Annotated in this window: 24 protein-coding genes; 9 read left to right on the forward strand and 15 right to left on the reverse strand. The window is 69.0% G+C overall.

Annotated features, from left to right (window positions below):
* Positions 1–5: 5 nt before the first annotated feature.
* From A5750_RS23285 to A5750_RS23320, 8 genes are read right to left on the reverse strand one after another with little or no spacing between them, the layout of a single operon-like run.
* Positions 6–1016 (reverse strand): DUF5914 domain-containing protein, encoded by a 1011-nt coding sequence (locus A5750_RS23285; protein ID WP_066952402.1) that lies wholly within the window; start codon positions 1014–1016, stop codon positions 6–8.
* Positions 1013–2548, reverse strand: coding sequence for an FAD-dependent oxidoreductase (locus A5750_RS23290; RefSeq protein WP_067266013.1), 1536 nt, complete (start codon positions 2546–2548; stop codon positions 1013–1015). The genes A5750_RS23285 and A5750_RS23290 overlap by 4 nt, the downstream gene beginning before the upstream one ends.
* On the reverse strand, positions 2545–3267 hold the full coding sequence (locus A5750_RS23295) for a class I SAM-dependent methyltransferase (RefSeq protein WP_067266018.1): 723 nt from the start codon (positions 3265–3267) through the stop codon (positions 2545–2547). Before A5750_RS23295 ends, A5750_RS23290 begins: the two co-directional genes overlap by 4 nt.
* The gene (locus A5750_RS23300) at positions 3254–3565 is read right to left on the reverse strand and encodes a lycopene cyclase domain-containing protein (RefSeq protein ID WP_066952408.1); all 312 of its coding nucleotides are present in this window, start codon (positions 3563–3565) and stop codon (positions 3254–3256) included. Before A5750_RS23300 ends, A5750_RS23295 begins: the two co-directional genes overlap by 14 nt.
* Positions 3562–3885, reverse strand: coding sequence for a lycopene cyclase domain-containing protein (locus A5750_RS23305; RefSeq protein WP_066952410.1), 324 nt, complete (start codon positions 3883–3885; stop codon positions 3562–3564). Before A5750_RS23305 ends, A5750_RS23300 begins: the two co-directional genes overlap by 4 nt.
* The gene (locus A5750_RS23310; protein WP_067266021.1) at positions 3882–4838 is read right to left on the reverse strand and encodes a phytoene/squalene synthase family protein; all 957 of its coding nucleotides are present in this window, start codon (positions 4836–4838) and stop codon (positions 3882–3884) included. Before A5750_RS23310 ends, A5750_RS23305 begins: the two co-directional genes overlap by 4 nt.
* Positions 4835–6367, reverse strand: a complete 1533-nt coding sequence (gene crtI, locus A5750_RS23315; protein ID WP_067266023.1) for a phytoene desaturase family protein — start codon at positions 6365–6367, stop codon at positions 4835–4837. Before crtI ends, A5750_RS23310 begins: the two co-directional genes overlap by 4 nt.
* Positions 6368–6394: 27 nt before the next feature.
* Complete coding sequence (locus A5750_RS23320; protein WP_067266027.1) at positions 6395–7567, reverse strand: polyprenyl synthetase family protein; 1173 nt, start codon at positions 7565–7567, stop codon at positions 6395–6397.
* Between the two features lie 303 nt (positions 7568–7870).
* Between A5750_RS23320 and A5750_RS23325 the strand changes: the two genes are divergently transcribed.
* From A5750_RS23325 to A5750_RS23335, 3 genes are all read left to right on the forward strand, one after another.
* Positions 7871–8365, forward strand: a complete 495-nt coding sequence (locus A5750_RS23325; RefSeq protein ID WP_067266031.1) for a MarR family winged helix-turn-helix transcriptional regulator — start codon at positions 7871–7873, stop codon at positions 8363–8365.
* A 116-nt stretch (positions 8366–8481) separates the two neighbouring features.
* Positions 8482–9207: a hypothetical protein gene (locus A5750_RS23330; RefSeq protein WP_067266035.1), complete on the forward strand. Its 726-nt coding sequence runs from the start codon at positions 8482–8484 to the stop codon at positions 9205–9207.
* Positions 9208–9287: 80 nt separating this feature from the next.
* Complete coding sequence (locus A5750_RS23335; protein WP_066952422.1) at positions 9288–9965, forward strand: phosphodiesterase; 678 nt, start codon at positions 9288–9290, stop codon at positions 9963–9965.
* Between the two features lie 40 nt (positions 9966–10005).
* On the opposite strand, the gene A5750_RS23340 is transcribed toward A5750_RS23335, so the two are convergent.
* From A5750_RS23340 to A5750_RS23360, 5 genes are all read right to left on the reverse strand, one after another.
* Entirely contained in the window at positions 10006–10992 is a 987-nt protein-coding gene (locus tag A5750_RS23340) for a hypothetical protein (RefSeq protein WP_067266038.1), read from the reverse strand.
* Positions 10993–11060: 68 nt separating this feature from the next.
* On the reverse strand, positions 11061–12416 hold the full coding sequence (locus A5750_RS23345; protein ID WP_067266041.1) for a TIGR01777 family oxidoreductase: 1356 nt from the start codon (positions 12414–12416) through the stop codon (positions 11061–11063).
* Positions 12417–12424: 8 nt separating this feature from the next.
* On the reverse strand, positions 12425–13669 hold the full coding sequence (locus tag A5750_RS23350; protein ID WP_067266237.1) for a glycosyltransferase family 4 protein: 1245 nt from the start codon (positions 13667–13669) through the stop codon (positions 12425–12427).
* A 13-nt stretch (positions 13670–13682) separates the two neighbouring features.
* The gene (locus tag A5750_RS23355; protein WP_156664400.1) at positions 13683–15233 is read right to left on the reverse strand and encodes a glycoside hydrolase family 57 protein; all 1551 of its coding nucleotides are present in this window, start codon (positions 15231–15233) and stop codon (positions 13683–13685) included.
* A 26-nt stretch (positions 15234–15259) separates the two neighbouring features.
* Positions 15260–16069 carry a bifunctional 2-polyprenyl-6-hydroxyphenol methylase/3-demethylubiquinol 3-O-methyltransferase UbiG gene (locus A5750_RS23360; RefSeq protein ID WP_067266047.1) on the reverse strand — a complete coding sequence of 270 codons (810 nt, stop codon included), beginning with the start codon at positions 16067–16069 and terminating at the stop codon, positions 15260–15262.
* A gap of 229 nt (positions 16070–16298) precedes the next feature.
* Here A5750_RS23360 and A5750_RS23365 point away from each other — a divergent pair, with 229 nt between their 5' ends.
* Positions 16299–17090: an electron transfer flavoprotein subunit beta/FixA family protein gene (locus tag A5750_RS23365; RefSeq protein ID WP_066952432.1), complete on the forward strand. Its 792-nt coding sequence runs from the start codon at positions 16299–16301 to the stop codon at positions 17088–17090.
* A gap of 39 nt (positions 17091–17129) precedes the next feature.
* Complete coding sequence (locus tag A5750_RS23370) at positions 17130–18086, forward strand: electron transfer flavoprotein subunit alpha/FixB family protein (RefSeq protein WP_067266049.1); 957 nt, start codon at positions 17130–17132, stop codon at positions 18084–18086.
* 61 nt (positions 18087–18147) lie between these two features.
* On the opposite strand, the gene A5750_RS23375 is transcribed toward A5750_RS23370, so the two are convergent.
* Positions 18148–18543 carry an SRPBCC family protein gene (locus A5750_RS23375; protein ID WP_067266053.1) on the reverse strand — a complete coding sequence of 132 codons (396 nt, stop codon included), beginning with the start codon at positions 18541–18543 and terminating at the stop codon, positions 18148–18150.
* 136 nt (positions 18544–18679) lie between these two features.
* Between A5750_RS23375 and A5750_RS23380 the strand changes: the two genes are divergently transcribed.
* From A5750_RS23380 to mnmA, 4 genes are read left to right on the forward strand one after another with little or no spacing between them, the layout of a single operon-like run.
* Positions 18680–19540, forward strand: coding sequence for a GNAT family N-acetyltransferase (locus A5750_RS23380; protein WP_067266055.1), 861 nt, complete (start codon positions 18680–18682; stop codon positions 19538–19540).
* Positions 19537–20385 carry a 1-acyl-sn-glycerol-3-phosphate acyltransferase gene (locus A5750_RS23385; protein WP_067266058.1) on the forward strand — a complete coding sequence of 283 codons (849 nt, stop codon included), beginning with the start codon at positions 19537–19539 and terminating at the stop codon, positions 20383–20385. Before A5750_RS23380 ends, A5750_RS23385 begins: the two co-directional genes overlap by 4 nt.
* 53 nt (positions 20386–20438) lie before the next feature.
* Positions 20439–21617 (forward strand): cysteine desulfurase family protein, encoded by a 1179-nt coding sequence (locus tag A5750_RS23390; RefSeq protein ID WP_067266062.1) that lies wholly within the window; start codon positions 20439–20441, stop codon positions 21615–21617.
* Positions 21618–22694: a tRNA 2-thiouridine(34) synthase MnmA gene (mnmA, locus tag A5750_RS23395; protein ID WP_067266065.1), complete on the forward strand. Its 1077-nt coding sequence runs from the start codon at positions 21618–21620 to the stop codon at positions 22692–22694. It abuts the gene before it with no gap.
* Here mnmA and A5750_RS23400 read toward each other — a convergent pair.
* Positions 22691–23326 (reverse strand): sensor domain-containing protein, encoded by a 636-nt coding sequence (locus tag A5750_RS23400; RefSeq protein ID WP_067266069.1) that lies wholly within the window; start codon positions 23324–23326, stop codon positions 22691–22693. The genes mnmA and A5750_RS23400 overlap by 4 nt on opposite strands.
* Between the last annotated feature and the right edge of the window lie 70 nt (positions 23327–23396).

Below are 23396 nucleotides of genomic sequence, written 5' to 3' on the forward strand. Positions count from 1 at the left end.
AGCCGTCAGCCGAGGCCGGCACGCACCTGGTAGCGGCGCTCGGCGTAGGCCAGATCGTCGCGCCAGAGCCTGCCGGCCGCGAAGCGCATGAGCGGTGTGATCAGCGGCGCCGCCCGGAACGCCCGCTTGAACCCGGGACGGTCCGAATGCGCGATGGTGGCTTCCAGCACGGCGGTGCGTGGCCGCCCGTCGGGGCCTGAACCGACCGGTGTGGCGTGCGTTTCCACTGTGCTGCCGGTTCCCTCGCCGTCCACGATGCGCATGACGATGGTGCGTGCCTCGGGGCAGCTGAACTCCGCGACAACGGGAACGCCCAGGCGGCCCATCCGGAAGGTCACCGCCACCAAGAAGCGATCGATGTCTTCGGTTGGCGTGGTGAGAACTTCGAGGCGGGCGAACGAGTACGGGTGGAACCATGCGCCGTGCCAGGGGTCAAGCCGATTGGCGATGATGTCGGCGGGCTCGCACACGCCCACCATTCGGGCGACGGCGGCCAGGGTGTCACCGGCCGGCCGGGCCGGGATCACCGGCTCCTCCAACGGGGTCTCCCCACCCACGCCGTCGAGCCGCACCCAAACCAGGGTGCCGTCGTCGTGGCTGGGCAAGGGGCTCCAGCCGAATTCGCTCGCGCGGCCGTCCAGGGCCAGCCCGTGCCATCGGCAGATCAGTGTGCCGCCGTGCACGGTCCCGGTGGCCAGATCGGCCCCCAGGTGTGGGCAACTGCGGGGCCCGACACAAAGCCGGTGTTCCGCGTCGCGCCAGGCGACGACCTCGACCCCGGCGACCCGGGCGCCGAACGGCCGCCCGGGACGCACGTCGGTGCTGCCCGCGAACGCGAACCAGTTCCCGGTGGGTCTTTGCAGGGCGCGTTCCAGCGCGCCGTCGATGATGGCCGGTTGTGCGTCCCGGTAGGTCGGGCGCTGCTCGGCCCAGGGCGTACGCGGAACCACCTGCAACGGCCAGTCTTTGGCTCGAGTGGCCGGCAACAGGTGTTGCAGCTGTTCACGAAAATTCATCGTCGGGCGGGTCCTTCGCGGCTGGCGAGCCATCGCAACACGGGTGACCGGCCACGGGTGGGCACCGTGACCAACGGGTGACCGGCCAGTCCCCATCTTCCCAGCAAATGGTTCGCGGCGCACCATCCCGTGGTCGCGGCGCGCTCCATGAGTGCAACGGGCAAATCCACGCGGACGGAGTCACCGGCCAACAGCAGACCGGGCTGCGGCGTGACCACCGGCGGGCGGTGCGCATACGATCCCGGTGAAAACAGCGGGCAATCGTTGCGTTGCAGCAGCCGCTCGCAAACGATTTGCGCCGCGGCGGTTTCCGGATAGATCTTGTGCAGCTGGCGCAGCATGGCGGCCCTCGACGGCGCGGCGTCGAGGGCGTAGGAGTGCAATTCGACGACGGACCCATGGTGAGTGCGTGACCATTCCGCGGCCTGACGTTCGTAGCGCTCCAACACGCTGATGTTGTCCAGTGGTTCGTGGCCGGCCGTGCCCAGGAACGCCGGCCGCCGGGCGGCGACGGGCCGATCGAGCCACAATCGATACACGGCGAATGGCGGGGCGGTGCGCAGCTGTGCGATCTGTGCGCGCCAGTCGTCGGTGGCCAGGCCGGTCGATGCCGCGGCGATGCGCTGCAAACCGGCCACGTCGGTGGCGAGCACCACGGCATCCGCCTCCACGTGGTCGCCCGAATCGGTCTGCACCCGGAACGGTTTCGACGGCGCCGTGTCGATGTGCGAGGCGCCGGTGCCGAGCCGGAAGCGCACGCCCCGTGCCTCGAGGTAGCGCCGCAGCGGCTCCCAGAGCGCGCTGTCGTAGTTCGACGTGGGGACGTCGAAGATCAGGCCCTCGGACGACCCGAGGAAGTAGATGTGGAACATGGTCGCCAACTCGGCCGCGGAAAGCTTGGCGGGGTCGGCGAAGAAACTGCGGGAGAACACCTCGAACGCCAGATGCCTTGCCGCCTCCGGGAATCGGATGCTCTTCAGGAAGGTCGCGGCGTCGAAGTGGTCGAGACGCTCATAGATTTCCGGCACCGAGACCGCCGCCAGGGGCGCGGCCGCGCGCGCGTCGATCTGCAGGAAGTCGCGGAGCCGGAAGGTCGGGCTGCGCGCCGCGAACGCCACCGCGTTCCACGGCGGGGTCCTCGGCAGCCCGCGGAAGGTGTCGCGCCGGCCCGCCCCGTCGATGAGCGGATAGTCGGCGACGGGCGTGAGCATCCGCAACTGCGGATCGATGCGCCCGAGCAGGGACCGCAGGTTGTAATACTGCCGGAAGAACGCGTGGAAGCCGCGATTCATCGCGAGGCCGGTTCCGTCGTGCTGCTCCGTCCAGCCGCCCACCCGGCCGCCGAGGTAGGGTTCGCGCTCGATCACCTCGACGGCGACGCCGCGTTCGGCCAGTCCGGTGGCGGCGGTCAGGCCCGCGATGCCGCCGCCCACGACGACCACGCGGGGTTGTGACTCCAGCGCACTGGCATCCGGCAATCCGGTTGTCGCGGAATGTGTTTCGCGCCGCCGATCGGTTCCGATGGCCGTCATGGGGCATCCGCCAGGAAGGTGTGCACGATGTTGGCCTCCCAGCCGGGCATCGTTTCGCTGTGCACCGCGGTGAACCCCGCATCGGCGAGGCGGGTGCGGAATCGTGCTGCGCCGTCGAACTCCAGCACGCTGCGCCACAGGTAGCGGTACAGCGCCGTGTCCCGGGTGCGCCACCACCCGGCGGGAATGATGATGCCCCAGCACACGGCGTGCCAGATTCGGGTGGCGGCGGCGGAGTCGCGCACCGAGTATTCGTGCACCGCCAGGGTGGCGCCGGGTCGCAGTAACATCCGGAGTTTCCGCAATTGGCCGTCGCGGTCGGCGAGGTTGCGGATCAGGTAGGCGGCCAGGATGCCGTCGAACGGTCCGGTGATGCCGTGCTCTGCCAGCTGCTCGACGGGGGTGTGCACGAACCGCACCGACGGGGGCCAGTCTTTCGCTTCCGCCGCGTCGAGCATGCCCCGCGAAGCGTCGACGGCGACGATGTCGGCCTCGGGCGCCACGGCGAGCAGCGCGGCCGTCGAGGCGCCGGTACCGCACCCGACGTCTAGCAGCCGTAAGCCCTTGCCGCGGTCGCGGATTCGCATGCGGCGCGCGGAGAGCAGCAGTTGGTCGTGGTAACCGGGGCTGGCGCCGACCAGCCGATCATAGGCCGTCGCTCCTGCGTCGAACGCTGCCGACAACTGGTCGGGAGTGGGACCCGCCTCATCGACGCGCACGTTGGCGTTCCCATCCCAGCAACACGGCGGTGGCCAGCGCGAAGCCGAACAAGAAATCCTCGACCGGGATGTCGAACGGGAAACGCAGGCCGGTGATGTGTCGAGGGTCGTAGCTGACGATGGGGGAGCTGAGCTTGGTCAGCCAGCCGTCGACCGGGACCTGGAAGCCGAGGGTGATCAGCATCGACAGCCAGTAGGCCGGCCGCCGGAACAGTCCCGTGCGCAGCACCGCCAATTCCAGTGCGATCACGGCCAATACGGCCGCCACGGCCGGAACGGTATAGCCCACCCCCGTCATCGGCGGTTGACCCTTTCCAGAATGGTGCTGACGGCGTTGTATGTGAGCAGCGCGCATATCGGGATGACGACGAAGAACAGCACCTCTTCGATCGGCACATGGAACGGGATGCTCAGGCCGGTGATGTAGGCGCCGTTGTACGTCCACACGTGCGCGGCGATGGCGATCTCGTCCCACAGCAGGAATACCGCGGCCACCGGCCAGACCGCCTTGACGAGCCGCCGCCATTGCCGGTAGACGCCGGGACCGAACATCTCCAGGGGCGCGGTGATCGCCAGGCATGCGGCCAGGACCAAGAGATATTGCCCACGATCGGTCATGCGGCCCCCGGGGAATCCGAAACACCGGGCGAGCCATTGCGCGCCCGCCACGACCGTATCAGCCCGATGCCGGCGACCTGCAGTCGTCGAGCCCTGCCGACCGTCGCCCGGTGATTGAACACCGCGAAGTCGCTTTCTTCGATGCGGTCCAGGATTTCCGAGTACAGCGCTGCCGCGGCCGCGACGCAGGGTTGCGAGCGGGCGCTGAGCATGGCGATGCCAGGAGCGGCGAAACGGTAAGTCTCCCGGGTGATCTCGTGTTGAGCCGCCAGTGCCTGCTTGACCCGCGGATCGGTGCGGCGGTGTTCGTGACACCAGGTCAACAACTCGCGGTCGACTCTATGGGCGGCGAGTTCGTCGGCCGGCAGGTAGACCCGTTGCCGCAAGAGGTCTTCGTCGATGTCGCGCAGGAAGTTGGTGAGCTGGAATGCCCTGCCCAGCGCGGCGGCATACGGCGCGGCCTCCTCGACCGGCGCCACCGTCCCCAGCACGGGAAGTACTTGCAGCCCAATGGCTTCGGCGGAGCCACGCATGTAGAGATTGAGCGCTTCGCGGTCCGGATAGTCGGTCACCGTGAGGTCCATCCGCATCGACGCCAGGAAATCGTCGAACAACTCGGTGCCGATCCGGTACCGGCGTGCGGTGTGGGTCACCGCGGCGAGCACGGGATTGTCCAGGTGGTCTCCGCCCGCAAAGAACTCGTCGGCCAGTTGCTGGAGTCGTTGGGCGCGGATGTCGGTGCGCAGCTGGGGATCCAGGTCGTCGAGGATGTCGTCGGCGTAGCGCGCGAAACCGTAGAGGGCATGCACCGCCGGCCGTTGGTCGGGCGCCAGCAGCCGGGTGGCCAAGAAGAAGGTGCGCCCGTGCGCGGCGTTGAGCTCGCGGCAGCGTCGATAGCCTGCGCGCAGGCGCGGCTCATCGATGCCGGCCGCGTCCAATTCGCTGCGGATCATGTCAGCCCGGCTCCCAGGTCGTGGTGTGTCGCCATCCGGTCGGCTCGGCCGGCATTAGGGCCGGTGATGCGGTCGGCGGCAAGCCGCCCCGAGATCAGCGTGGTGGGCACACCGACACCGGGCACGGTCGACGACCCGGCGAGCACCGCGTTCTCGATGCCGCGCACCATGTTGGCCGGCCGGAAGGGGCCGGTCTGCCCGAAGGTGTGGGCCAGCGCAAAGGGGCTGCCCGCGGCCATGCCCTGCCGCGCCCAGTCGGCGGGTGTGACGACGTCCAATACCGTTGCGTCTTCGGGTAACCCGGGCAACAACCGCGCCGCCACATCGCCGATGAGGTCGTGGACGTAGAGATCGCCGACGCTGCCCCAGTCGATGTTCCCGCGATCCAGGTTCGGTGCCGGGGCGAGCACGTACAGCAGGTCGCGCCCGTCGGGGGCCAGCGTCGGGTCGCTCGCGGTGGGGCGGGTGACCAGGAGCGACGGATCCTGCATCAGCCGTCCGTCGCGGATGATGTCGGTGAACGTCTGATCCCAGGAGTCACCGAACAGGATGGTGTGATGCGCCGTGTCCGACGCGCCGCGGCGGCAGCCCAGGTGAGCCACGACCGCCGACGGCGCGTGCCGCAGCCGCACCGGGCGACGTGGTGTGCGGCCCAACAATTCGTAGGTCTTCGGCAGTTCGGTGGTCAGCACCACCGCGTCGCAGGCGATCGGGTCCAAGCGGTCCGTTCGCACGGCGCTGACCCGCCCTCCGGCGCGGTCGAGCCCGGTCACCGTCGCGTTGTAACGGAACTGGACCCCGGCGTCGGCGGCCGCCGCGGCCAGGGCGTCGGGGAGCGCGCGAACGCCGCCGCGCGGAAAGAACACGCCCGCGACGGTGTCCATGTAGGCGATGACCGCGTAGACGGCCAGAGCGTTGCGGGGCGCTACGCCGGCGTACAGCGATTGAAACGTGAATACCCGCTGCAGCCGGGGATCGCTGATGTGGCGCCTGACCACGCGATCCCATTTGCGAAACCCGCCGATCGCGGCCAGCCGCGCCAACTGGGGCGTGAGCAACGACAGCGGGGAATCGAAATTGGCGGCGATGAACCCGTCGAATTCGATCCGGTACAACCGCTTCAGCCACTCGCGCAGCTTTTGGTAGCCCGCTGCCTGCCCGAAGCCAGCGAACTCTTCAATGGCGGTTGCCATCCGGTCCGGATCGGTGTGCACGTCGAGCGCGCTGCCGTCGGCGAACACCGCCCGGTAGGCCGGATCGAGCGGCAGTAGCTCCAGCCGGCCCGACAGGCTCCGCCCCACGGCCGCCAAAGTCTCGTCGATGATGTCCGGCATCGTGATCACCGTCGGCCCGGTGTCGATGCGGTAGCCGTCGATGTCGAGCCGGCCGGCGCGGCCGCCCGGCCACGGCTGGCGCTCGACCACCGTGACCGCCCGCCCCCGTCCCGCCAGGTGCAACGCGGCGGCCAGGCCCGCCAGGCCGGCCCCGATCACCACCACGTGCTCGCTGCGTCCTTCGATGGTCCGCATATCAGCATGCTCCCAAACTTGTGGCACTCATTCGGCACGATCCGTACACGCGGCCGCCATTTCGTCCAGCGCGGCACGGACGGGCTCGTCGATCGGGGTGTCCCCAAGGTGTTCACGCGCCGACGCGACCCGGTCGCTGATCATCTCCTCGATCATCGCGACGGCCCCGGTCTTCACGATCAACGCCTTCCACTGGTCGAGCGCGTCGTCGTCGAGGACGTGGCCGTTCATCAATTCGTTCATTGCGGCGCGGGTCGTCGGATCGGCCAGCTGGTGTGCGGCCACCACGACGCTGGTTGCCTTGCGTTCCAGCAGATCTCCGGAACACGGCTTCCCCGTGGTGGCCGGCGAGCCGAAGATGCCGAGGACGTCGTCGCGAAGCTGGAACGCTTCCCCGACCGCGGCGCCGTAGCGGCCCAGTCGTGTCATGGTTCGATCGTCGCAACCGGACATCGCCGCGCCGATCTCCAGCGGTCGCCGCACGGTGTAGTTGCCCGACTTGCGCCGCGCCACGTCGAGCACGGCCTCCAGCGGAGGCATGTGCCGGACATCGGTCGTCAGGTCCCCGAACTGACCAATCGCCAGCTCCGTGCGCATCGTGTCGTAGCGGGGCCACGCCTGCTGCAAGCGCCCGGGTGGGACGCCGCTTTCGCGCAGCATCTGCTCGGACCAGATCAGGCAGAGGTCACCCAGCAGGATGGCGGCCGATTCACCGAACCGTCGCGCCGACCCGGATAACCCACGCTCGCGGTGCCATTGGGCGAAATGAAGGTGCGCCGAGGGGCGCCCCCGCCGTTCGGTCGAACCGTCCATGACATCGTCCTGCAGCAGCGCAAAAACGTGCAGCAGCTCGAAACTCGCGGCCGCCTGCAACGCCGCTTCGCACGGCGCTGCACCGCAGAGCCATCCCAGATACGCGAAGGTCGATCGCACGCATTTACCGCCGGAGATGAACGCCGTCAGGATGTCGCTCGCGGCATCGATGCGCGTGTCGTCGAGCTCGCGACGCCGTGGCGCGACGAAGTCGGCGAGGTGGGCGAGAACCGCGTGCCGCACGTCCGAGCGCCATTCGTCCGAGCGCCATTCGTCGAAGTCCTGTACTTCTGACCGTTCCGCCGCGATTACCGGCGACTCGGTGGCGGGTGTCAACGACAAAGCACCCATTTTGGCCACGCGCTTCCCTCCTGGACGGCTTGGCATTCCCAGGTTAGATCGGCTCAAACACACGCGGTCATCGCCGCTGCTCGGAGCATCAAAACGCCCTTGCGACAGCAACCGCTCCGATCGACCCTGTTCAACCTCGGACGACCTTACCCATCACCTTCAATAACTTAAACATTAACTTAATGAAATTCTTCTCGGTCCGCCAGCCGGGAGCGGGTCGTAGTCGTCGCCGCCTCGACCCTTCGCGCTGCCGGCAAGCTCGTCACCGAGGATCATTTCAGTCAATTAACCATTAACGAACTGAACTGTGTGGCGGTTCAGGGATATGCTCACATTGTTATGGAAGCTGACGGGCAGCGCGGGAGCCGCGATGCGCTGGAGTCGCTGATCTCTGCCGATCTGCGAGAGATATCAGCCGAATCCGACCAGATCGGGCGGCAGTTCGCGATGTCACATCGTCTGCGGCCCAATGACTTCCGAGCGTTGATGTATGTCATGGTCGCAGAAGGCGCCGGGCGTCCGATGACCTCCGGTGATCTCAGCCAGCGGATGGGACTGTCCGGTTCGGCCATCACCTACCTCGTCGATCGGTTGATCGATTCGGGACACATCCGTCGCGATTCACACCCAGACGATCGTCGTAAGGTCGTCCTGCGTCATGGCGAAACCGGCCTGGCCACCGCCCGGTCCTTCTTCAGTCCGCTGGGCGCCCTCACCCGGGCCGCCCTGGAGGAGCTGCCCGATGCGGACTTGATGGCCGCCCATCGGGTGCTCGGCGCGATGATCGACGCGATGCAGCGATTCCAGGGCGACGGAAGCGGCCCCCGGCCTTGATCGGGCGACCTCCGAGCTGGCTTTTTGCCGGTTTGACGGCATTGCCGGCGGGTATCCACGGCTCATCAGCGTGTCCGGCAAAATCGTCGGACTTACGTGAGGGGTGGTGTGGCCCAATGGAAGCGGTCAGCTGCCGGTGCGGTCGCCTGGCGATCGTGTTCGCGTTCGCGTTGATGGTCGTCGGATCCCCGGGCTCGGCGACCGCCGATCCGGCCGTCACGGTGTTTCCCGGTATGGAGATCCGGCAAGGTGGCACGGTTTGCATGGTCGGCCTGGTTGAGCCCCGGTTGCGGGTCGCGGTGACCAGCGGCCAATGCGAGAGCGGAACGTCGGAAGTCACCGACCGGGACGGAAACCCGGTCGGAACGGTGGTGCTCGCGCGCCGCCAGGCCGCCGACGACACGGCGGCGAACGGCGCGATGCTGCCCGTCGAATACGAGGTCATTGGGCTTGGTGCGACCGTGACGGCCTCGGACGTGTTGCCGACTGGCCGGCAGCTGACGTCGTCGCCCGGCCTGCGCGCGCAACCCGGCCTGCCGGTGTGCCAGTTCCGCCGGGCGGACGGCCAGCGGTGCGGATCGATCAGCTCCGTCAGCGATGGCCGCTTCATCATTGAAGACGTCGCCGTGGACAGCCGTGACTTCGGCGGCCCCGTTTATGCGCTGACGGACGACAACCGGGCCGTGATCGTGGGGTTGTTCGAGGGGATTTGGGGATCGGTGCCCGAGATGGAGTCGTGGCAGGCAGTCATGCAGCAGGTCTACATCGACGGTCGCTCACAGAATCAGCAGCAACAATTGCCCGGTGAAGCGCGCATGATCGGACATCGGGTGATCGCGTGACCGCTCTGGACTCTTGAAGCTCGCCTGAAGGCAACCGTCCGAGCGCGTTTTCTTCGGCGGGAAACGGGAACCCGCCGCCGGTGAATGTTTCCGATCTTGTCGCGGCGCCCTTCCAGTGGGGCTCCGCTATCCGGGGAAAACGGTTGTTCCATCCCATCGGGGTGCTGGCGGAAGGCTTCCTCGAACGGGTCGCGCCCCCCGGTCAGGGGCTGCCCATATCGTCGTCCGAGATTGTCGCGCGGGTGTCCAAGGCCAGCGGCACCCCGGGCGCCTTGCCGGACTTCATCGGCCTGGCCTTCCGGTCAACGCCGCAGCAGGCTCCCGGGCCATGGGACATCCTGCTCGTCTCCTCGGGCTCGGGGGTGCTGTCCCGCGCGCTGGCACTGCGGCCGGCCATCTCCTGGAGCGGTCAGACTCTGACCACCCTGATGCCGCTGCACTATCAGGGGGACAACTGGTGGCTCAGGGCCCGGATCGTGAGCGAGATCGACGGCCCCGGCCTCTCGCTGAACAGCGTCCGCAACCGGCTCGACCATGACAAAATCGAGGTGTCACTCGATCAGGCTTGTGGTACAGGCGATTTCACGCCACTGGGCCGGCTCGCGCTGACCGGTGTCATCGATCCCGAACGGGCGGGGGACGTATCGTTTGATCCCGTCATCAACACTCCTCCCGGCCTGAGCCTGCACCCGCGGTGGCTCGCCGACCTGCGGGCCCGGGCTTATCGGCGGAGCCGTCGCGGCCGAGACGCGAACTAGGGGGCGGCGCCGTGTCCAAGCGCATCGGCGCCGCACCCCGTCACGGCAGCGTGCTGATGGTGCCGTCCGTCAAGAGTTCGTTGTAGTAGCTTCCGCCCGGGTAGAAATCGGGTGTCAGGGTCCCCGCGAACATATCGGCGATCCAGCCCCGCGTGAGGCCCCATACCGCCGCGACATTGCCCGGCTTCGGACGACCGCACACCAGGTTTTCGTACGCCGGCGACGACGGTCCCAGCGCGTCGCCGTGCGCGCCGGTGACGATCTTCACCCCATGAAATGTCCGGTCCGACAGGAACCGTTCGATCGCCTTCGTACCGAGTTGGAAAAAGTTGCACAGCAGATGGGGCGACGCCGTGGCGTAGATAGGCAGCGTGGTGCCCGCCAAACCTGCCAGCGCTTGGTCGGTGTTGGATCCGAGGAACGACTTGACGCCGTCTTCGCTGACGATGCCGCGCATTTGGGCGAAGGTGTCCGGATAAGCCGTGTGCAGGCGCTCGGCGACGTATTCGACGGCCTCGGCCCCTGCCGAATGCCCCACGAAAACCAACTTGTCGGGTAGCGGGATGACAGACCGGCCGGCCTTGGCGGCCGCCATCGCGAAGGATGACGCCAACGCGCCAGTCGGATCGTCTTTGTGGGCAAAGACATCGGCGATGTTGTTCAGGAAGCCGGTGTTGTCAATGAGGTGCTCCACGGTGCAGCCGAAGGGGTTGACGGTGGGCAGCTTGGTGGCCAGCACGAGGTATCCGCTGCCGGCGAGCTCGGCGGCGAAGGTGGACCAGACCTTCGCGCCCTCGACGAAGCCGTGCTGCAGCCAGACCAATCCCACCGGCGGCGTGCTCGGGAAATACCATGTCGTCGGAACCGCCCGGGTCTCGGTCGCGCATGCGACGTCGGTCGTGCTGTCCGCTTCCGTGGATTCGGCGCCGGCCTGGCGCGGGCCAAGCAGCACGGCGGCCGCCGCGGCGACGCACATTGCGGCCGCGCTGGTGCGACGGGCGCGCCGGACCAGCGCACCGGAGATCATTAAGAAATTGAACCATTTAGGTGAGCGGATCGGGCTTGATCAGGCCCAAATGCGGGAGGTCCTAGTCCTCAGCCGGTGCGCCCGAGCAGGTGACGCAGGGCTTGGTCGAGGTCTGGCTGGCGAAACCGGTGCCCGGCGGCAGTCAGCTTTTGCGGGGCCACTCGCTGATTGGCGCACGCGAGCTCGCGGGCGCCCTGCTCGCCGAGCAGCAGCCGAGGCCCCAGCGACGGCACCGGCAACACCGCGGGCCGGTGCACGACGTGAGCCAGGGTGGCGGTGTATTCGCTGTTGCGAACCGGTTGAGGGGCAACGGCGTTCACGGGTCCCGCCAGTGCTTCGTCCCATAGGGCGCGGTGGTAAATGTCGACCAGGTCGTCGATCCCGATCCACGAGAGCCATTGCCTGCCGTCGCCGAGCCGGCCGCCCAGGCCGGCGCTGAACAACGGACGCATCAGCTTCAACGTTCCGCCGCGCGGGGATTGCACGATGCCGGTGCGCACCTGCACCACCCGCACCCCGGCCTGTGCCGCGGGTGCGGTCGCCGCCTCCCAATCCGCCACGACATCGGCGAGAAAGCCGTCGCCGCGGTCGCTGTCCTCGGTCAGGATGTCATCACCGCGGTCGTATCCGTAGTACCCGATCGCCGAAGCCGAGATGAACACGTCCGGCCGCTGTGGGCCGCGGCCCACAGCTTCAGCCAGCCGGCGGGTCGGGTCAATCCTGCTGTCGCGGATGGCATGTCGATGCTTCTCGGTGAACCGGCCGGCGATCGAGGCGCCCGCGAGATGGATGACGGCGTCCACACCGTCGAACAGTGCCGGGTCGGGGTCGTCGGGATCCCACTGCCGCTCGTCGTCGGTCCGCGGGGCGTGGCGAACCAACCGGACGACGCGATGGCCGCCGGTGCTCAGAAACGCGGTCAACGCCGAACCCACCAGCCCGGACGCTCCGGTGATCGCGACCGTCGCCGGAGCCAGCCCGTTGTCGGCGGCCAGCCGGTGCGCGGCCAGATCGTCGGCCAGCTGACGGTGCCGGTAGGTGAACATGGGGCGCAGCAACGACCCGGGCACGGGCGTGTCCACCCGGTCGATGACCCGGGTGCGGCCGTCGCCGACGTCTTCGAAGTCGTGGGTGTGCCGCCAGCGCACTGCCATTCGTGCCGGCAGCGCGGCCAGGCCGTCGCCACCGATCGCGTCGACGAAGCGCCGCGGCGGGTCGTAACCCGCCGCCTGGTGGACGGCGACCCAGCGCAGGCCGCCCGGTAGCGCCAGCGTCGCCCGACCGTCCTTCAGCGACGAGGCCTCGGTGACCAGTCGCATCGGCTGCCACGGCGGCGAGAGCCGGGCGAACGCGCCCCGCCGGGCGTGCCAGGCGAAGACGTCGGCGATCGGCGCGTCGACCACGCTCGAATATTCCAACCCCATACTGCAGGCTAGCGGTTCGGCAGGGGGTTCTCGATGATGGGCATGCGCGGCTGCGGCTGCCGCTCGGCGCGCTTGGCCGCCAGATACACCTGGGCGGTCTCGCCGGCCACGGTCTTCCAGTCGAAGTCTGAGGTGAGTCGCTCGCGGGCGGCGCGGGCGCGGCGCTGAGCGGCAGCCGGATCGTCGAGCACGATCCGCACGGCCGAGGCCAGCGCGGTGATATCGCGGGGCGCGCAAGACACCCCGGTCCGGCCGTTGATCACCGCCTCGCCCAGGCCGCCGATGTTCGACGTCACGAGCGGAGTGCCCGCCGCGGCGGCCTCCAGCGCGACGATCCCAAACGGCTCGTAGTGGCTGGGCAGCACCGCGACGTCGGCCCGATGCAGCACCGCGAGCAGCTCGGCATGGTCGAGGTGCCCGGCGAAGCGAATTGCCTTGAGCACGCGGTTCTTTCGGGCTTGCTCGACGAGCCACTCCTGTTGGGTGCCCTCGCCGGCGATGGTCAATGTGGTCCCCGGATGGCTGCGCCTGATCCGCGGCAGGGCGGCGATGACGTCGTGCACGCCCTTCTCGTACTCCAGCCGCCCGAGGTAGAGCAGTTCGGCGGGACCGGTGCGCGCTCGCCGCTCGGCGAATGGCCAGCGCGCGGCGTCGATACCGTTGCGGATGACCGTTATTCCGGCCAGGCCCGGACCGAACAGTTCGGTGATCTCGTCGCCCATTGACGCCGAACACGTGATCAGCGAATCGGATTCGCGCACCAACCACGATTCCAGGGCGTGCACCTGACGACTGATGGCGCCGGAGATCCAGCCGGAATGCCGTCCGGCCTCGGTGGCGTGAATGGTGGAAACCATTGGCACGTCGTAGTACTGGGCGAGTGTGATCGCGGGATGAGCCACCAGCCAGTCGTGCGCGTGCACGACGTCCGGACGCCACGACCGGGTGGTGCCCCGCTTCTTCAGCGACAGCCCCGCGCGGATCATGGAATGGCCCATCGCCAGCGTCCACGCCATCATGTCGGCGCCGAAAGAGAATTCGTGCGGATCCTGGGCGGCCGCGATCACCCGGACACCGTCGACCACCTCGTCGGACGACGGGTGCGTGCTGGGGTCGGTGCCCGTGGGCTGGCGGGACAGCACGACGACCTCGTGGCCGGCGGCGGCCAGCGCGGTCGATAGGTGATGCACGTGCCGGCCGAGCCCGCCGATCACCACCGGTGGGTACTCCCACGACACCATCAGGACTTTCACGGTGTCGCCCCGCTCATCGGGGCAGCCTGCGCGCGTCCAGCGCGCCGAAAAGTCCATCGGCGCGGTTCCATCCGTCGGCCAGCCGCCCGGCGGCGTCACGCCGGCCGGACGCCAGCGCGCCCGCGATCTCGCGGGTGGCGTGGGCATGCAAGTGGGCGCGGTACCGCGCGTAGTCGGCGGCCGAGTCCTTACTCACCATGAACGGCCAGTCGCTGGAGACGGTGAGCAGGGTCTCGCGCAGGATCTGGTCGGCGACGTGGTCGCGGGGGAGCGGCCCGTCCAGCGACGCCCGTTGCGACAGCGCCTTGTCGACGGTGCTGAGCGCCATGTCGACCACTTCGTTGTTGAGCTGGACGAGATCGGCCACCTTGTCGCCGGCCCACACCTGCCAGTCCTTGCCCGAACCCCACGAGCTGGGTGGCAATTGCACTGCGCGCCCGACGAATCCGTCCGCGATGGCGTCGTTCAACGTCCCCACCCGCACGCCGGCGGCGGGCAGCTCGCGCAGCACCCGCTGCAGCCACGTGGGGCCCTCGTACCACCAGTGGCCGAACAGTTCGGTGTCGAAGGCGGCGACCACGTGGGCGGGCCGCCCGATCCGCTCGGATTCGCTCGTCAGCCGGTTGCGGACCACCTCGACGAAGTCGGCGACATGGCTGTCGACCGCTTGGTCGGCGCGCTCGGGATCGTAGGGCGCCTTGGCCTCCGAGGGCACGTTGCGGCCGGTCACCCGCGCCGGCTTGAGCCCGGTGAGGTGGTCGTAGGTGTGGAAGTCGCGGTAGGCGGCGTGCCCCGGGTAGCCCGATTTCGGTGACCACACCCGATAGCTGACCTGCAGGTCGCGCCCGAACGCGACCACGTCGGTGTCGCCGACCGGCCGGCCCAGCGCGGTATCGCCGTGCAGCGACGGCCCGTCGACCATGAAGTGGGTGACACCCGCGGCGGCGTAGTCGTGCTCCATGCCGGGCGCGTAGGCGCATTCGGGCGCCCAGATTCCGCTCGGGCGGTGCGCCATCCGCTGCTGCGGATCGGCCAGCCCTTCGCGCAGGGCGAACTCGCGCAGCCGCGGCGCGAGCAGCGGTTGGAACGGGTGGGCCAGCGGGCCGCCGAGCAACTCCACGGTGCCGGCGTCGATCAGGCCCCGCAACAGTGGGCTACCGCCGTGCCGCCAGTGGGTGGCAAATTCGTTCAGCGCCTGATCCGCCTCGGCGCATTCGCGAATACCCAAGTCGCGCAACGCTTCCGGCGCGCACGACAAGAAGCCCGCGGACTTCGAACGGGGATTGGACCGCACGCTGGCGGCCTCGGCCGCCCGCAGTCGCCAGTTGGCCAGCCAGTGATGCATGCCGTCGAGGCAGTAGGGGTCGTCGAGCTGCGCGTTGACCACCGGAGTGACGCCGAGCGTGACCAGCCCCTGGCGGTCCTCGTCTGCCAGCGTGGTCAGCACCCGCATCAGCGGCAGATAGGCCGCCGCCCAGGATTGGTAGAGCCACTCCTCGCCGACCGGCCACCGCCCATGATGCGCCAGCCACGGCAGGTGGGTGTGCAGGACCAGGGTGAACATGCCGGGCACCCGGTCGTGCGAATTACTCACGGCGCTACCGCGATTGCGATCAGATCCAGGCTGTCGTCGATGTCACGGCGGCCGCTGTCCAGGATCTCGAAGTCGTCACACGTCACCGCGGCGACGTCCGCCTGCAGCTCCGGCGGCCAGGGCGCCCCGGCCACCGCCCGCTGGATCTGCGCGTCGATGATGGAGCCGCCGTGGCGCGCGTCCATCTCCCGCAGCCGCGGACCGTGGAACAACCCGCTGACCGACACCTCGCGAAAGCCCGCGTCCACCAGCAACTCCGTCAGCTCGTCGGCGTTGAGTTCGCGGGTGTGAAACGGGTTGATCGGGGTGTCGCGGCCGGGAGAGAAGGTGATCCGGTTGGGTGTGGACACCATCAGCAACCCGCCGCGCCGCAGCACCCGCGCGCACTCGGCCACGAATTGTGGCTGATCCCACAGGTGCTCGATGACTTGGAAGTTGACCACAATATCCACCGACGCGCCGGGCAGCGGGAGCTCGGCCAGGTTCGCCCGCATCACCTCCACCCGCGGGTAGCGCGCGCGCACGTGGTCCACCGCGGCCTCGTCGTAATCCACGGCCACGACCCGGCGCGCGACGCCGGCGATCAGGTCGGCGCCGTACCCCTCTCCGCAGCCGGCCTCGAGCACCTCGCGGCCCGCGCAGCGTCCCGCCAGTCGCTGGTAAACCACCTGGTGGCGGCGGAACCAGTAGTTTTCGACGTCCAGATCCGGGATGGTGCGCTCGCCCGTCAACGTCAGCACGGGGTCAGCCGACGGCGAGGGATCGCCGGGGCTGCGTCGGGGGACGTCGGGGACGGTTGCGCTCATCGCATAGGCAGGCTAACGCGAAGTGTCGGATTCGCGAACCGGGAGCGGGGAGCCCCCGGTTGCCGACGGTAGACATGCCGCAAGAACGTGCAGTACGACCCGCTATGGTGTGAATGCAGGCTGCACAAAGTTACCGAGTAGTAACACGACCGTGCGCTGCTAAACGCGTACTGAAAGTCTCGTGGTCGACTGCTGCGAGGCTCCTTCAATAGGAGGACGAACCACACTCATGACGAACATCGTGGTCCTGATCAAGCAGGTCCCAGACACCTGGTCGGAGCGCAAGCTGAACGACGGCGATTACACGCTGGACCGCGAGGCTGCCGACGCGGTGCTGGACGAGATCAACGAGCGCGCCGTCGAAGAGGCCTTGCAGATCCGCGAGCGGGAGGGCGGCGACGGTTCGGTGACCGTGCTGACCGCGGGCCCCGAACGCGCCACCGAGGCGATCCGCAAGGCGCTGTCGATGGGCGCCGACAAGGCCGTCCACCTCAAGGACGACGGCATGCGCGGCTCCTGCGTGGTGCAAACCGCCTGGGCGCTGGCGCGCGCGCTGGGCACCATCGAGGGCACCGAGCTCGTCATCGCCGGTAACGAGTCCACCGACGGCTCCGGCGGCGCCGTGCCGGCCATCATCGCCGAGTACCTGGGCCTGCCGCAGCTGACCCACCTGCGCAAGCTGTCCATCGAGGGCGGCAAGATCACCGGGGAACGCGAGACCGACGACGGCCTGTTCACGCTCGAGGCGTCGTTGCCCGCTGTGGTGAGTGTGACCGAGAAGATCAACGAGCCGCGATTCCCGTCCTTCAAGGGCATCATGGCCGCGAAGAAGAAAGAGGTCACGGTGCTGACCCTCGCCGAGATCGGCGTCGAAAGCGACGAGGTCGGGCTTGCCAACGCCGGGTCGACGGTGCTGTCGTCGACGCCGAAGCCGCCGAAGACCGCGGGTGAGAAGGTCACCGACGAGGGTGAGGGCGGTAACCAGATCTCCCAGTACCTGGTCGGCCAGAAGATCATCTAGACGAGCACCCAACCCACAGACGAGAAGAGCGAAGAAACCATGGCTGAAGTTTTGGTGCTCGTTGAGCACGCCGAAGGCGCACTGAAAAAAGTCACTTCCGAGTTGATCACCGCCGCCCGCGCGCTGGGCGATCCGGCCGCCGTCGTAGTCGGCAAGCCCGGAACGGCCGCGCCGCTGGTCGACGGGTTGAAGGAGGCGGGCGCCGCCAAGATCTACGTCGCCGAGTCCGACGACGCCGAGAACTACCTGATCACGCCGGTGGTCGACGTGCTGGCCGCGCTGGCCGAGTCGAACGCGCCCGCCGCCGTCCTGCTCTCCGCCAACGCGGACGGCAAGGAGATCGCGGGCCGCCTCGCCGCCCGGATCGGATCCGGCCTGCTGGTCGACGTGGTCGGCGTCCAGGAAGGCAACAAGGCGGTGCACTCCATCTTTGGTGGGGCGTTCACCGTCGAGTCGCAGGTCAACGGCGATACCCCGGTCATCACGGTGCGCGGTGGCGCCATCGACGCCGAGCCGCAGGCCGGCGCCGGCGAGCAGGTGACCGTCGAGGTGCCCGCCCCCGCCGAGAACGCCACCAAGATCACGGCCCGCGAACCGGCGGTCGCCGGCGACCGGCCGGAGCTCACCGAGGCCACCATCGTGGTGTCCGGTGGTCGCGGGGTCGGCAGCGCCGAGAACTTCAGCGTTGTCGAGGCCCTGGCCGACTCGCTGGGTGGCGCCGTCGGCGCGTCGCGCGCCGCGGTCGACTCCGGCTACTACCCGGGCCAGTTCCAGGTCGGCCAGACCGGCAAGACGGTGTCGCCGCAGCTCTACATCGCGCTGGGCATCTCCGGAGCCATCCAGCACCGCGCGGGCATGCAGACGTCCAAGACCATCGTCGCGGTCAACAAGGACGAAGAGGCGCCCATCTTCGAGATCGCCGACTACGGCGTGGTGGGTGACCTGTTCAAGGTCGCTCCGCAGCTGACCGACGCCGTCAAGGCACGCAAGGGCTGAGCTTTCTGTCGGCCCGAGAGCCCCCGGCACCCAGGTGCCGGGGGCTCTTGCGTATTGGGGGCTAGCGCTCATCCGTCAGCAGTGCGTCGATGCGCCGCAACGCGATCGCACACACGCTCACGTAGGGCGCCGCCCACCACGGGACGCCCATGCCCGCTCGGGCGCCCTCGCCCATCGGATCCACCCAGTGCCGCGTCGCCGGGATGCCAGCAACCTTCCAGGCCCAGAGGCGGCCCGGCTCGAATTCGGTGACGACGAACGGGACCGTGATGAGCAGCGAGGTGTCAACCGTGCCCGTCGCGTGCAGACCCAATTCGGTGTAGGGCTCGTCGAGGCTGGCCCCCCGGATCGTCGGACCCCACTTCGGCCAGGCGTCCAGGTCGACCAGCAGGTCCCACACCGCCGACGGGGGCGCCGCGATCGCGCGGTCGGTGGTGAGCATCATGGGGGTCGGCATACCCGGAATGGTGTGACGCGACCCCGAAACCCCGCGGATCCGGTGCCCTTCGCAACCACATTTCGTCACCTGACGTGCACGGACACGTCACAGCCACGATGCCGACTCGCTCATCGACTACGCAACGTTGGTTGACATGAGCATTGCTTCTGTCCTGATTCCCAGCGACAAGCCCGCGGGGGCGACGCCGGCGTCGCCCGCCGGGCCGCACTACTCACTGTTGCTGTCCACCGACGCCAGCATGATCGAGGCGGCGCAGCGGCTCCGGTACGACGTCTTTTCCAGCACCCCCGGCTTCGCGCTGCCGACGAACAACCACGACCGACGCGACGTCGACAGGTTCGACGAGCACTGCGACCACCTCCTGGTCCGCGACGACAGCACCGGCGAACTGGTGGGCTGCTACCGCATGCTGGCGCCCGCGGGCGCTATCGCGGCCGGGGGCCTCTACACCGCTACGGAGTTCGATATTCGCGCTTTCGACCCGCTCCGGCCGTCGCTGGTGGAGATGGGACGCGCGGTGGTGCGCGAGGGCCACCGCAACGGCGGCGTCGTGCTGCTGATGTGGGCGGGCATCCTGGCCTACCTGGACCGCTACGGCTACGACTACGTGACCGGCTGCGTGTCGGTGCCGGTCTGCGGTGATTCCGACGATCCGGAGAATCGGGCCCCGGGCCGTCAGCTGCGCGGCGTCCGCGACTTCATCCTGAGCCGGCACGCCGCACCGGCGCAGTACCGGGTGCGTCCGCACCGCCCGGTGATCGTCGACGGGACGGCCCTCGACGACATCCCGGCGCCCGCGCGCCCGTCGGTCCCGGCGCTGATGCGCGGTTACCTGCGGCTGGGTGCCCAGGTGTGTGGCGAGCCCGCGCACGACCCCGACTTCGGGGTGGGTGATTTCTGCGTCCTACTCGACAAGGGGCGCGCCGATACCCGATATCTGAAACGCCTCCGGTCCGTATCGGCGGCCTCGCAAATGGCCGGCGGCGACCGATGAACGCTTCCGCGGCCGGCGCGCACTCCTGGCTCCCGCGCGCAACGTGTGACGCCGGTTGTGTGCGTCTCGGCGAGGTGGCGGCCTCGCGGCCGCTGTTGGTCGCGCTGCGGGTGACGCTTCGCCTCATGCTGGCGCTAGTGCTGGCGCCGGGGGTGGCGCTGCTGGCGATGCCCCTGCCCGGGCGGACGCGGGTGCAGCGCATCTACTGCCGGATGGTGTTGCGCTGCTTCGGCATCCGGATCACGGTCACCGGCAGCCCGATTCGCAACCTGAGCGGGGTATTGGTGGTCAGCCCGCACATGTCCTGGCTCGACGTCTTCGCCATCGGCTCGGTGTTGCCCGGGTCGTTCGTCGCGCGGGCCGACATGTTCACCGGGCCCGCCACCGGGATCGTGGCCCGCATCCTGAAAATCATCCCGATCGAGCGGTCCAGTCTGCGCCGGCTGCCCGCGGTGGTGGACACCGTCGCCCGCCGGCTGAGCGGCGGCCAGACGGTCGTGTGCTTCCCGGAGGGCACCACCTGGTGTGGTCGGGACGGCGGGGCTTTCTATCCCGCGATGTTCCAGGCCGCGATCGACGCCGGCCGTCCGGTGCAGCCGCTTCGACTCACCTACCACCACGCCGACGGCAGCGTCTCGACCGTGCCGGCCTTCGTCGGCGACGAGACCCTCGTGGGGTCCATCCGCCGGCTGCTGACCGTGCGACGGACGCTGGCGCGGGTGCACGTCGAATCTCTGCAGCTCCCGGGGACCGATCGGCGAGCCCTGGCGCGCCGCTGCCAGTCGGTGGTGGGCGCGCGAGCGACCCGATCCGCCGGGCACGGGCCCGTGCTGGTGGCCTCCTAACGGAGTAGTGGGCTCCGGAGGCCCTCGGACCTGCCGGTATCGTGGGTCGCGTCATGGTCTACCTGGATCACGCGGCCACCACGCCGATGCACCCCGCCGCCGTCGAGGCGATGACGGCGGTGCTCGGCACTGTCGGCAACGCCTCCTCGCTGCACACCAGCGGCCGGACGGCGCGGCGGCGCATCGAGGAATCCCGCGAGCTGATCGCCGACCGGCTGGGCGCGCGTCCGTCCGAGGTCATCTTCACCGCGGGCGGGACCGAAAGCGACAACCTGGCGGTCAAGGGCATCTACTGGGCCCGCCGCGACGCCGAACCAAGCCGTCGGCGCATCATCACCAGCGAGGTGGAACACCACGCCGTCCTGGACTCGGTGAACTGGCTCGTCGAACACGAAGGCGCCGAGGTGACCTGGCTGCCGACCGGTGCCGACGGATCGGTGTCGGCGACCGCGCTGCGTGAGGCGCTGCGCAGCCATGACGACGTCGCGCTGGTGTCGGTGATGTGGGCCAACAACGAGGTCGGCACCGTCATGCCGGCCGCCGAGCTCGCCGCGGTCGCGGCCGAATTCGGGGTTCCGATGCACAGCGACGCCGTACAGGCGGTGGGGCAGCTGCCGGTGGCCTTCGCCCCCAGCGGGCTCTCGGCGATGAGCGTGGCCGCGCATAAATTCGGCGGTCCTCCGGGCGTGGGTGCGCTGCTGCTGCGCCGCGACGTGGCATGTGTCCCGCTGGCGCACGGGGGCGGACAGGAGCGAGACATTCGCTCCGGCACCGCCGATGTCGCCGGCGCGGTCGGCATGGCGGCCGCGGCCCGCATCGCGGTGGACAGCCTCGAAACGAATAGCGCGCGGCTGCGGGCGTTGCGCGATCGCCTGATCGACGGGGTGCTGACCGGCATCGAGGACGTCGGCCTCAACGGTGCCCGCGACCCGCTGCGATTGCCTGGCAACGCGCACTTCACCTTCCGCGGTTGTGAAGGTGACGCGCTGTTGATGTTGTTGGACGCCAATGGAATCGAGTGTTCGACCGGGTCTGCGTGTACCGCCGGCGTCGCGCAACCGTCGCACGTGTTGCTCGCGATGGGGGCCGACCCGACAAGTGCCCGCGGGTCCCTGCGACTTTCGTTGGGGCACACCAGCGTTGATTCCGATGTCGATGCGGTGTTACAGGTGCTGCCCGCGGCGGTGGACCGCGCCCGCCGGGCCGCACTGGCCGCCGCGGGGGCTCCTTAAGTGAAGGTCCTCGCCGCGATGAGCGGTGGCGTCGACTCGTCTGTCGCCGCCGCCCGCATGGTCGACGCCGGGCACGACGTGGTCGGCGTGCACCTGGCACTGTCGACCGCGCCCGGCACGTTGCGCACCGGCTCGCGCGGGTGCTGTTCCAAGGAAGACGCCTCGGACGCCAGCCGCGTCGCTGACGTCCTCGGAATCCCTTTCTACGTCTGGGATTTCGCCGAGAGATTTCAGGCGGACGTGATCGACGACTTCGTCTCGTCGTACGCGCGCGGCGAAACGCCCAACCCGTGTGTGCGGTGCAACCAGCGGATCAAGTTCTCGGCGCTGTCGGCGAAAGCCCTCGCGCTCGGCTTCGACACGGTGGCCACCGGCCACTACGCCAGGCTGTCCGGCGGGCGGCTGCGCCGCGCGGTCGATAGCGACAAGGACCAGTCCTACGTGCTGGCCGTGCTGACCGCCGAGCAGCTGCGCCACGCCACGTTCCCGATCGGCGACACCCCCAAGGCGCAGATCCGCGCCGAGGCCGCCCGTCGCGGCCTCGCGGTCGCGGAAAAGCCGGACAGCCACGACATCTGCTTCATCCCGTCCGGGAACACCCGGGCATTCCTGGGCGAGCGCATCGCGGTCCGCCGCGGCACCGTCGTCGGCGCCGACGGCGCTGTGCTCGCCGAGCACGATGGGGTGCACGGCTTCACCATCGGCCAGCGCAAAGGCCTGGGCATCGCCGGGCCGGGGCCCGACGGCCGCCCGCGCTACGTGACGGCCATCGACGCCGACACCGCGACCGTGCGGGTGGGGGAGGCGGCCGACCTCGACGTGCGTGAATTGCGCGGGCGTGAGCCGGTCTTCACCGCGGGACGGCCGCCGTCTGGTCCCCTCGAGTGCGTGGTGCAGGTGCGGGCGCACGGTGAGACTGTAAGTGCCGTAGCGGAATTGGTCGGCGACGAGCTGGTCGTGCGGTTGCGCGCCCCCCTTCGCGGAGTCGCGTGCGGTCAGACGCTGGTGCTGTACCGCCCCGACCCGGGCGGTGACGAGGTGCTCGGCAGCGCCATCATCGCCGCCACCGCGCGCTAGTTCGGCACGTTCGCGACGATGTTGGTCATCACGATGTCGGACACCGATTGCGCAAAGCCGCAGAACGTGACCTCCAGAATGGCCACCGAACGCAGCCGGTAGTCGCGGCCGCAGCCACCGGGCCGCAGGTGCAGCGAACCGGCGTCGGCCTTCCAGTCGCCGACGTATTGCTGGCCCGACGAGTCGTTCGCGCAGTCCCCGACCGTGGTCACCAACGCGCCGAACGCGCGCTGTGCGGTGTCGACGTCCCGGTAGGCCGCGGCCCCTTCAGAAATCAGCGCGCCGTCGGGCGGGTCCTGGAAGGTCGTCTTGTGGAACTCTTCGACCTCGGGCCCGAACGTCGCCGTCTCGGCGTAGATGAATCGGCATTCGTGCGGCGTGGTGTCGGCGAGCGCGTCGATGTCAACCAGGCTGGTGCCGTCCATGGAGGGGATGATCGTGAGGTGCTCGCCGGCGCCGGTGATCGCGCGCATCCGCGACTGGTCCAGCAGGACCGTGTCGACATTGACGCCGTGCACGGCCCTGTGTGGGGCACCGAATCCGGCCACCGCCGCGCCGTCCACCACCCGGGTGCACGCGGCAGCCAGCGCCACTGCCCCGCACCACAGCAGCGGGCGTGCCAATCTCGCCATCCGCGACACGTTTCGCACCCTTCCGGCGTCGAACCTACCCGTGCGGCCGCGCGGCAGACACCCCTGGCCA

Origin of the sequence: Mycobacterium sp. 852002-51613_SCH5001154, from assembly GCF_001667425.1 — a bacterium.
Taxonomy (GTDB): Bacteria; Actinomycetota; Actinomycetes; order Mycobacteriales; family Mycobacteriaceae; genus Mycobacterium.

Bases quoted from the DNA above. Each gene is read 5' to 3' on its own strand.
- A5750_RS23285 (WP_066952402.1), bottom strand. From the start codon at position 1,016: ATGAATTTTCGTGAACAGCTGCAACACCTGTTGCCGGCCACTCGAGCC.
- A5750_RS23290 (WP_067266013.1), bottom strand. From the start codon at position 2,548: ATGACGGCCATCGGAACCGATCGGCGGCGCGAAACACATTCCGCGACA.
- A5750_RS23300 (WP_066952408.1), bottom strand. From the start codon at position 3,565: ATGACGGGGGTGGGCTATACCGTTCCGGCCGTGGCGGCCGTATTGGCC.
- A5750_RS23305 (WP_066952410.1), bottom strand. From the start codon at position 3,885: ATGACCGATCGTGGGCAATATCTCTTGGTCCTGGCCGCATGCCTGGCG.
- A5750_RS23310 (WP_067266021.1), bottom strand. From the start codon at position 4,838: ATGATCCGCAGCGAATTGGACGCGGCCGGCATCGATGAGCCGCGCCTG.
- crtI (WP_067266023.1), bottom strand. From the start codon at position 6,367: ATGCGGACCATCGAAGGACGCAGCGAGCACGTGGTGGTGATCGGGGCC.
- A5750_RS23320 (WP_067266027.1), bottom strand. From the start codon at position 7,567: ATGCCAAGCCGTCCAGGAGGGAAGCGCGTGGCCAAAATGGGTGCTTTG.
- A5750_RS23325 (WP_067266031.1), top strand. From the start codon at position 7,871: ATGGAAGCTGACGGGCAGCGCGGGAGCCGCGATGCGCTGGAGTCGCTG.
- A5750_RS23330 (WP_067266035.1), top strand. From the start codon at position 8,482: ATGGAAGCGGTCAGCTGCCGGTGCGGTCGCCTGGCGATCGTGTTCGCG.
- A5750_RS23340 (WP_067266038.1), bottom strand. From the start codon at position 10,992: ATGATCTCCGGTGCGCTGGTCCGGCGCGCCCGTCGCACCAGCGCGGCC.
- A5750_RS23345 (WP_067266041.1), bottom strand. From the start codon at position 12,416: ATGGGGTTGGAATATTCGAGCGTGGTCGACGCGCCGATCGCCGACGTC.
- A5750_RS23355 (WP_156664400.1), bottom strand. From the start codon at position 15,233: ATGTTCACCCTGGTCCTGCACACCCACCTGCCGTGGCTGGCGCATCAT.
- A5750_RS23360 (WP_067266047.1), bottom strand. From the start codon at position 16,069: ATGAGCGCAACCGTCCCCGACGTCCCCCGACGCAGCCCCGGCGATCCC.
- A5750_RS23365 (WP_066952432.1), top strand. From the start codon at position 16,299: ATGACGAACATCGTGGTCCTGATCAAGCAGGTCCCAGACACCTGGTCG.
- A5750_RS23370 (WP_067266049.1), top strand. From the start codon at position 17,130: ATGGCTGAAGTTTTGGTGCTCGTTGAGCACGCCGAAGGCGCACTGAAA.
- A5750_RS23375 (WP_067266053.1), bottom strand. From the start codon at position 18,543: ATGCCGACCCCCATGATGCTCACCACCGACCGCGCGATCGCGGCGCCC.
- A5750_RS23380 (WP_067266055.1), top strand. From the start codon at position 18,680: ATGAGCATTGCTTCTGTCCTGATTCCCAGCGACAAGCCCGCGGGGGCG.
- A5750_RS23385 (WP_067266058.1), top strand. From the start codon at position 19,537: ATGAACGCTTCCGCGGCCGGCGCGCACTCCTGGCTCCCGCGCGCAACG.
- A5750_RS23390 (WP_067266062.1), top strand. From the start codon at position 20,439: ATGGTCTACCTGGATCACGCGGCCACCACGCCGATGCACCCCGCCGCC.
- A5750_RS23400 (WP_067266069.1), bottom strand. From the start codon at position 23,326: ATGGCGAGATTGGCACGCCCGCTGCTGTGGTGCGGGGCAGTGGCGCTG.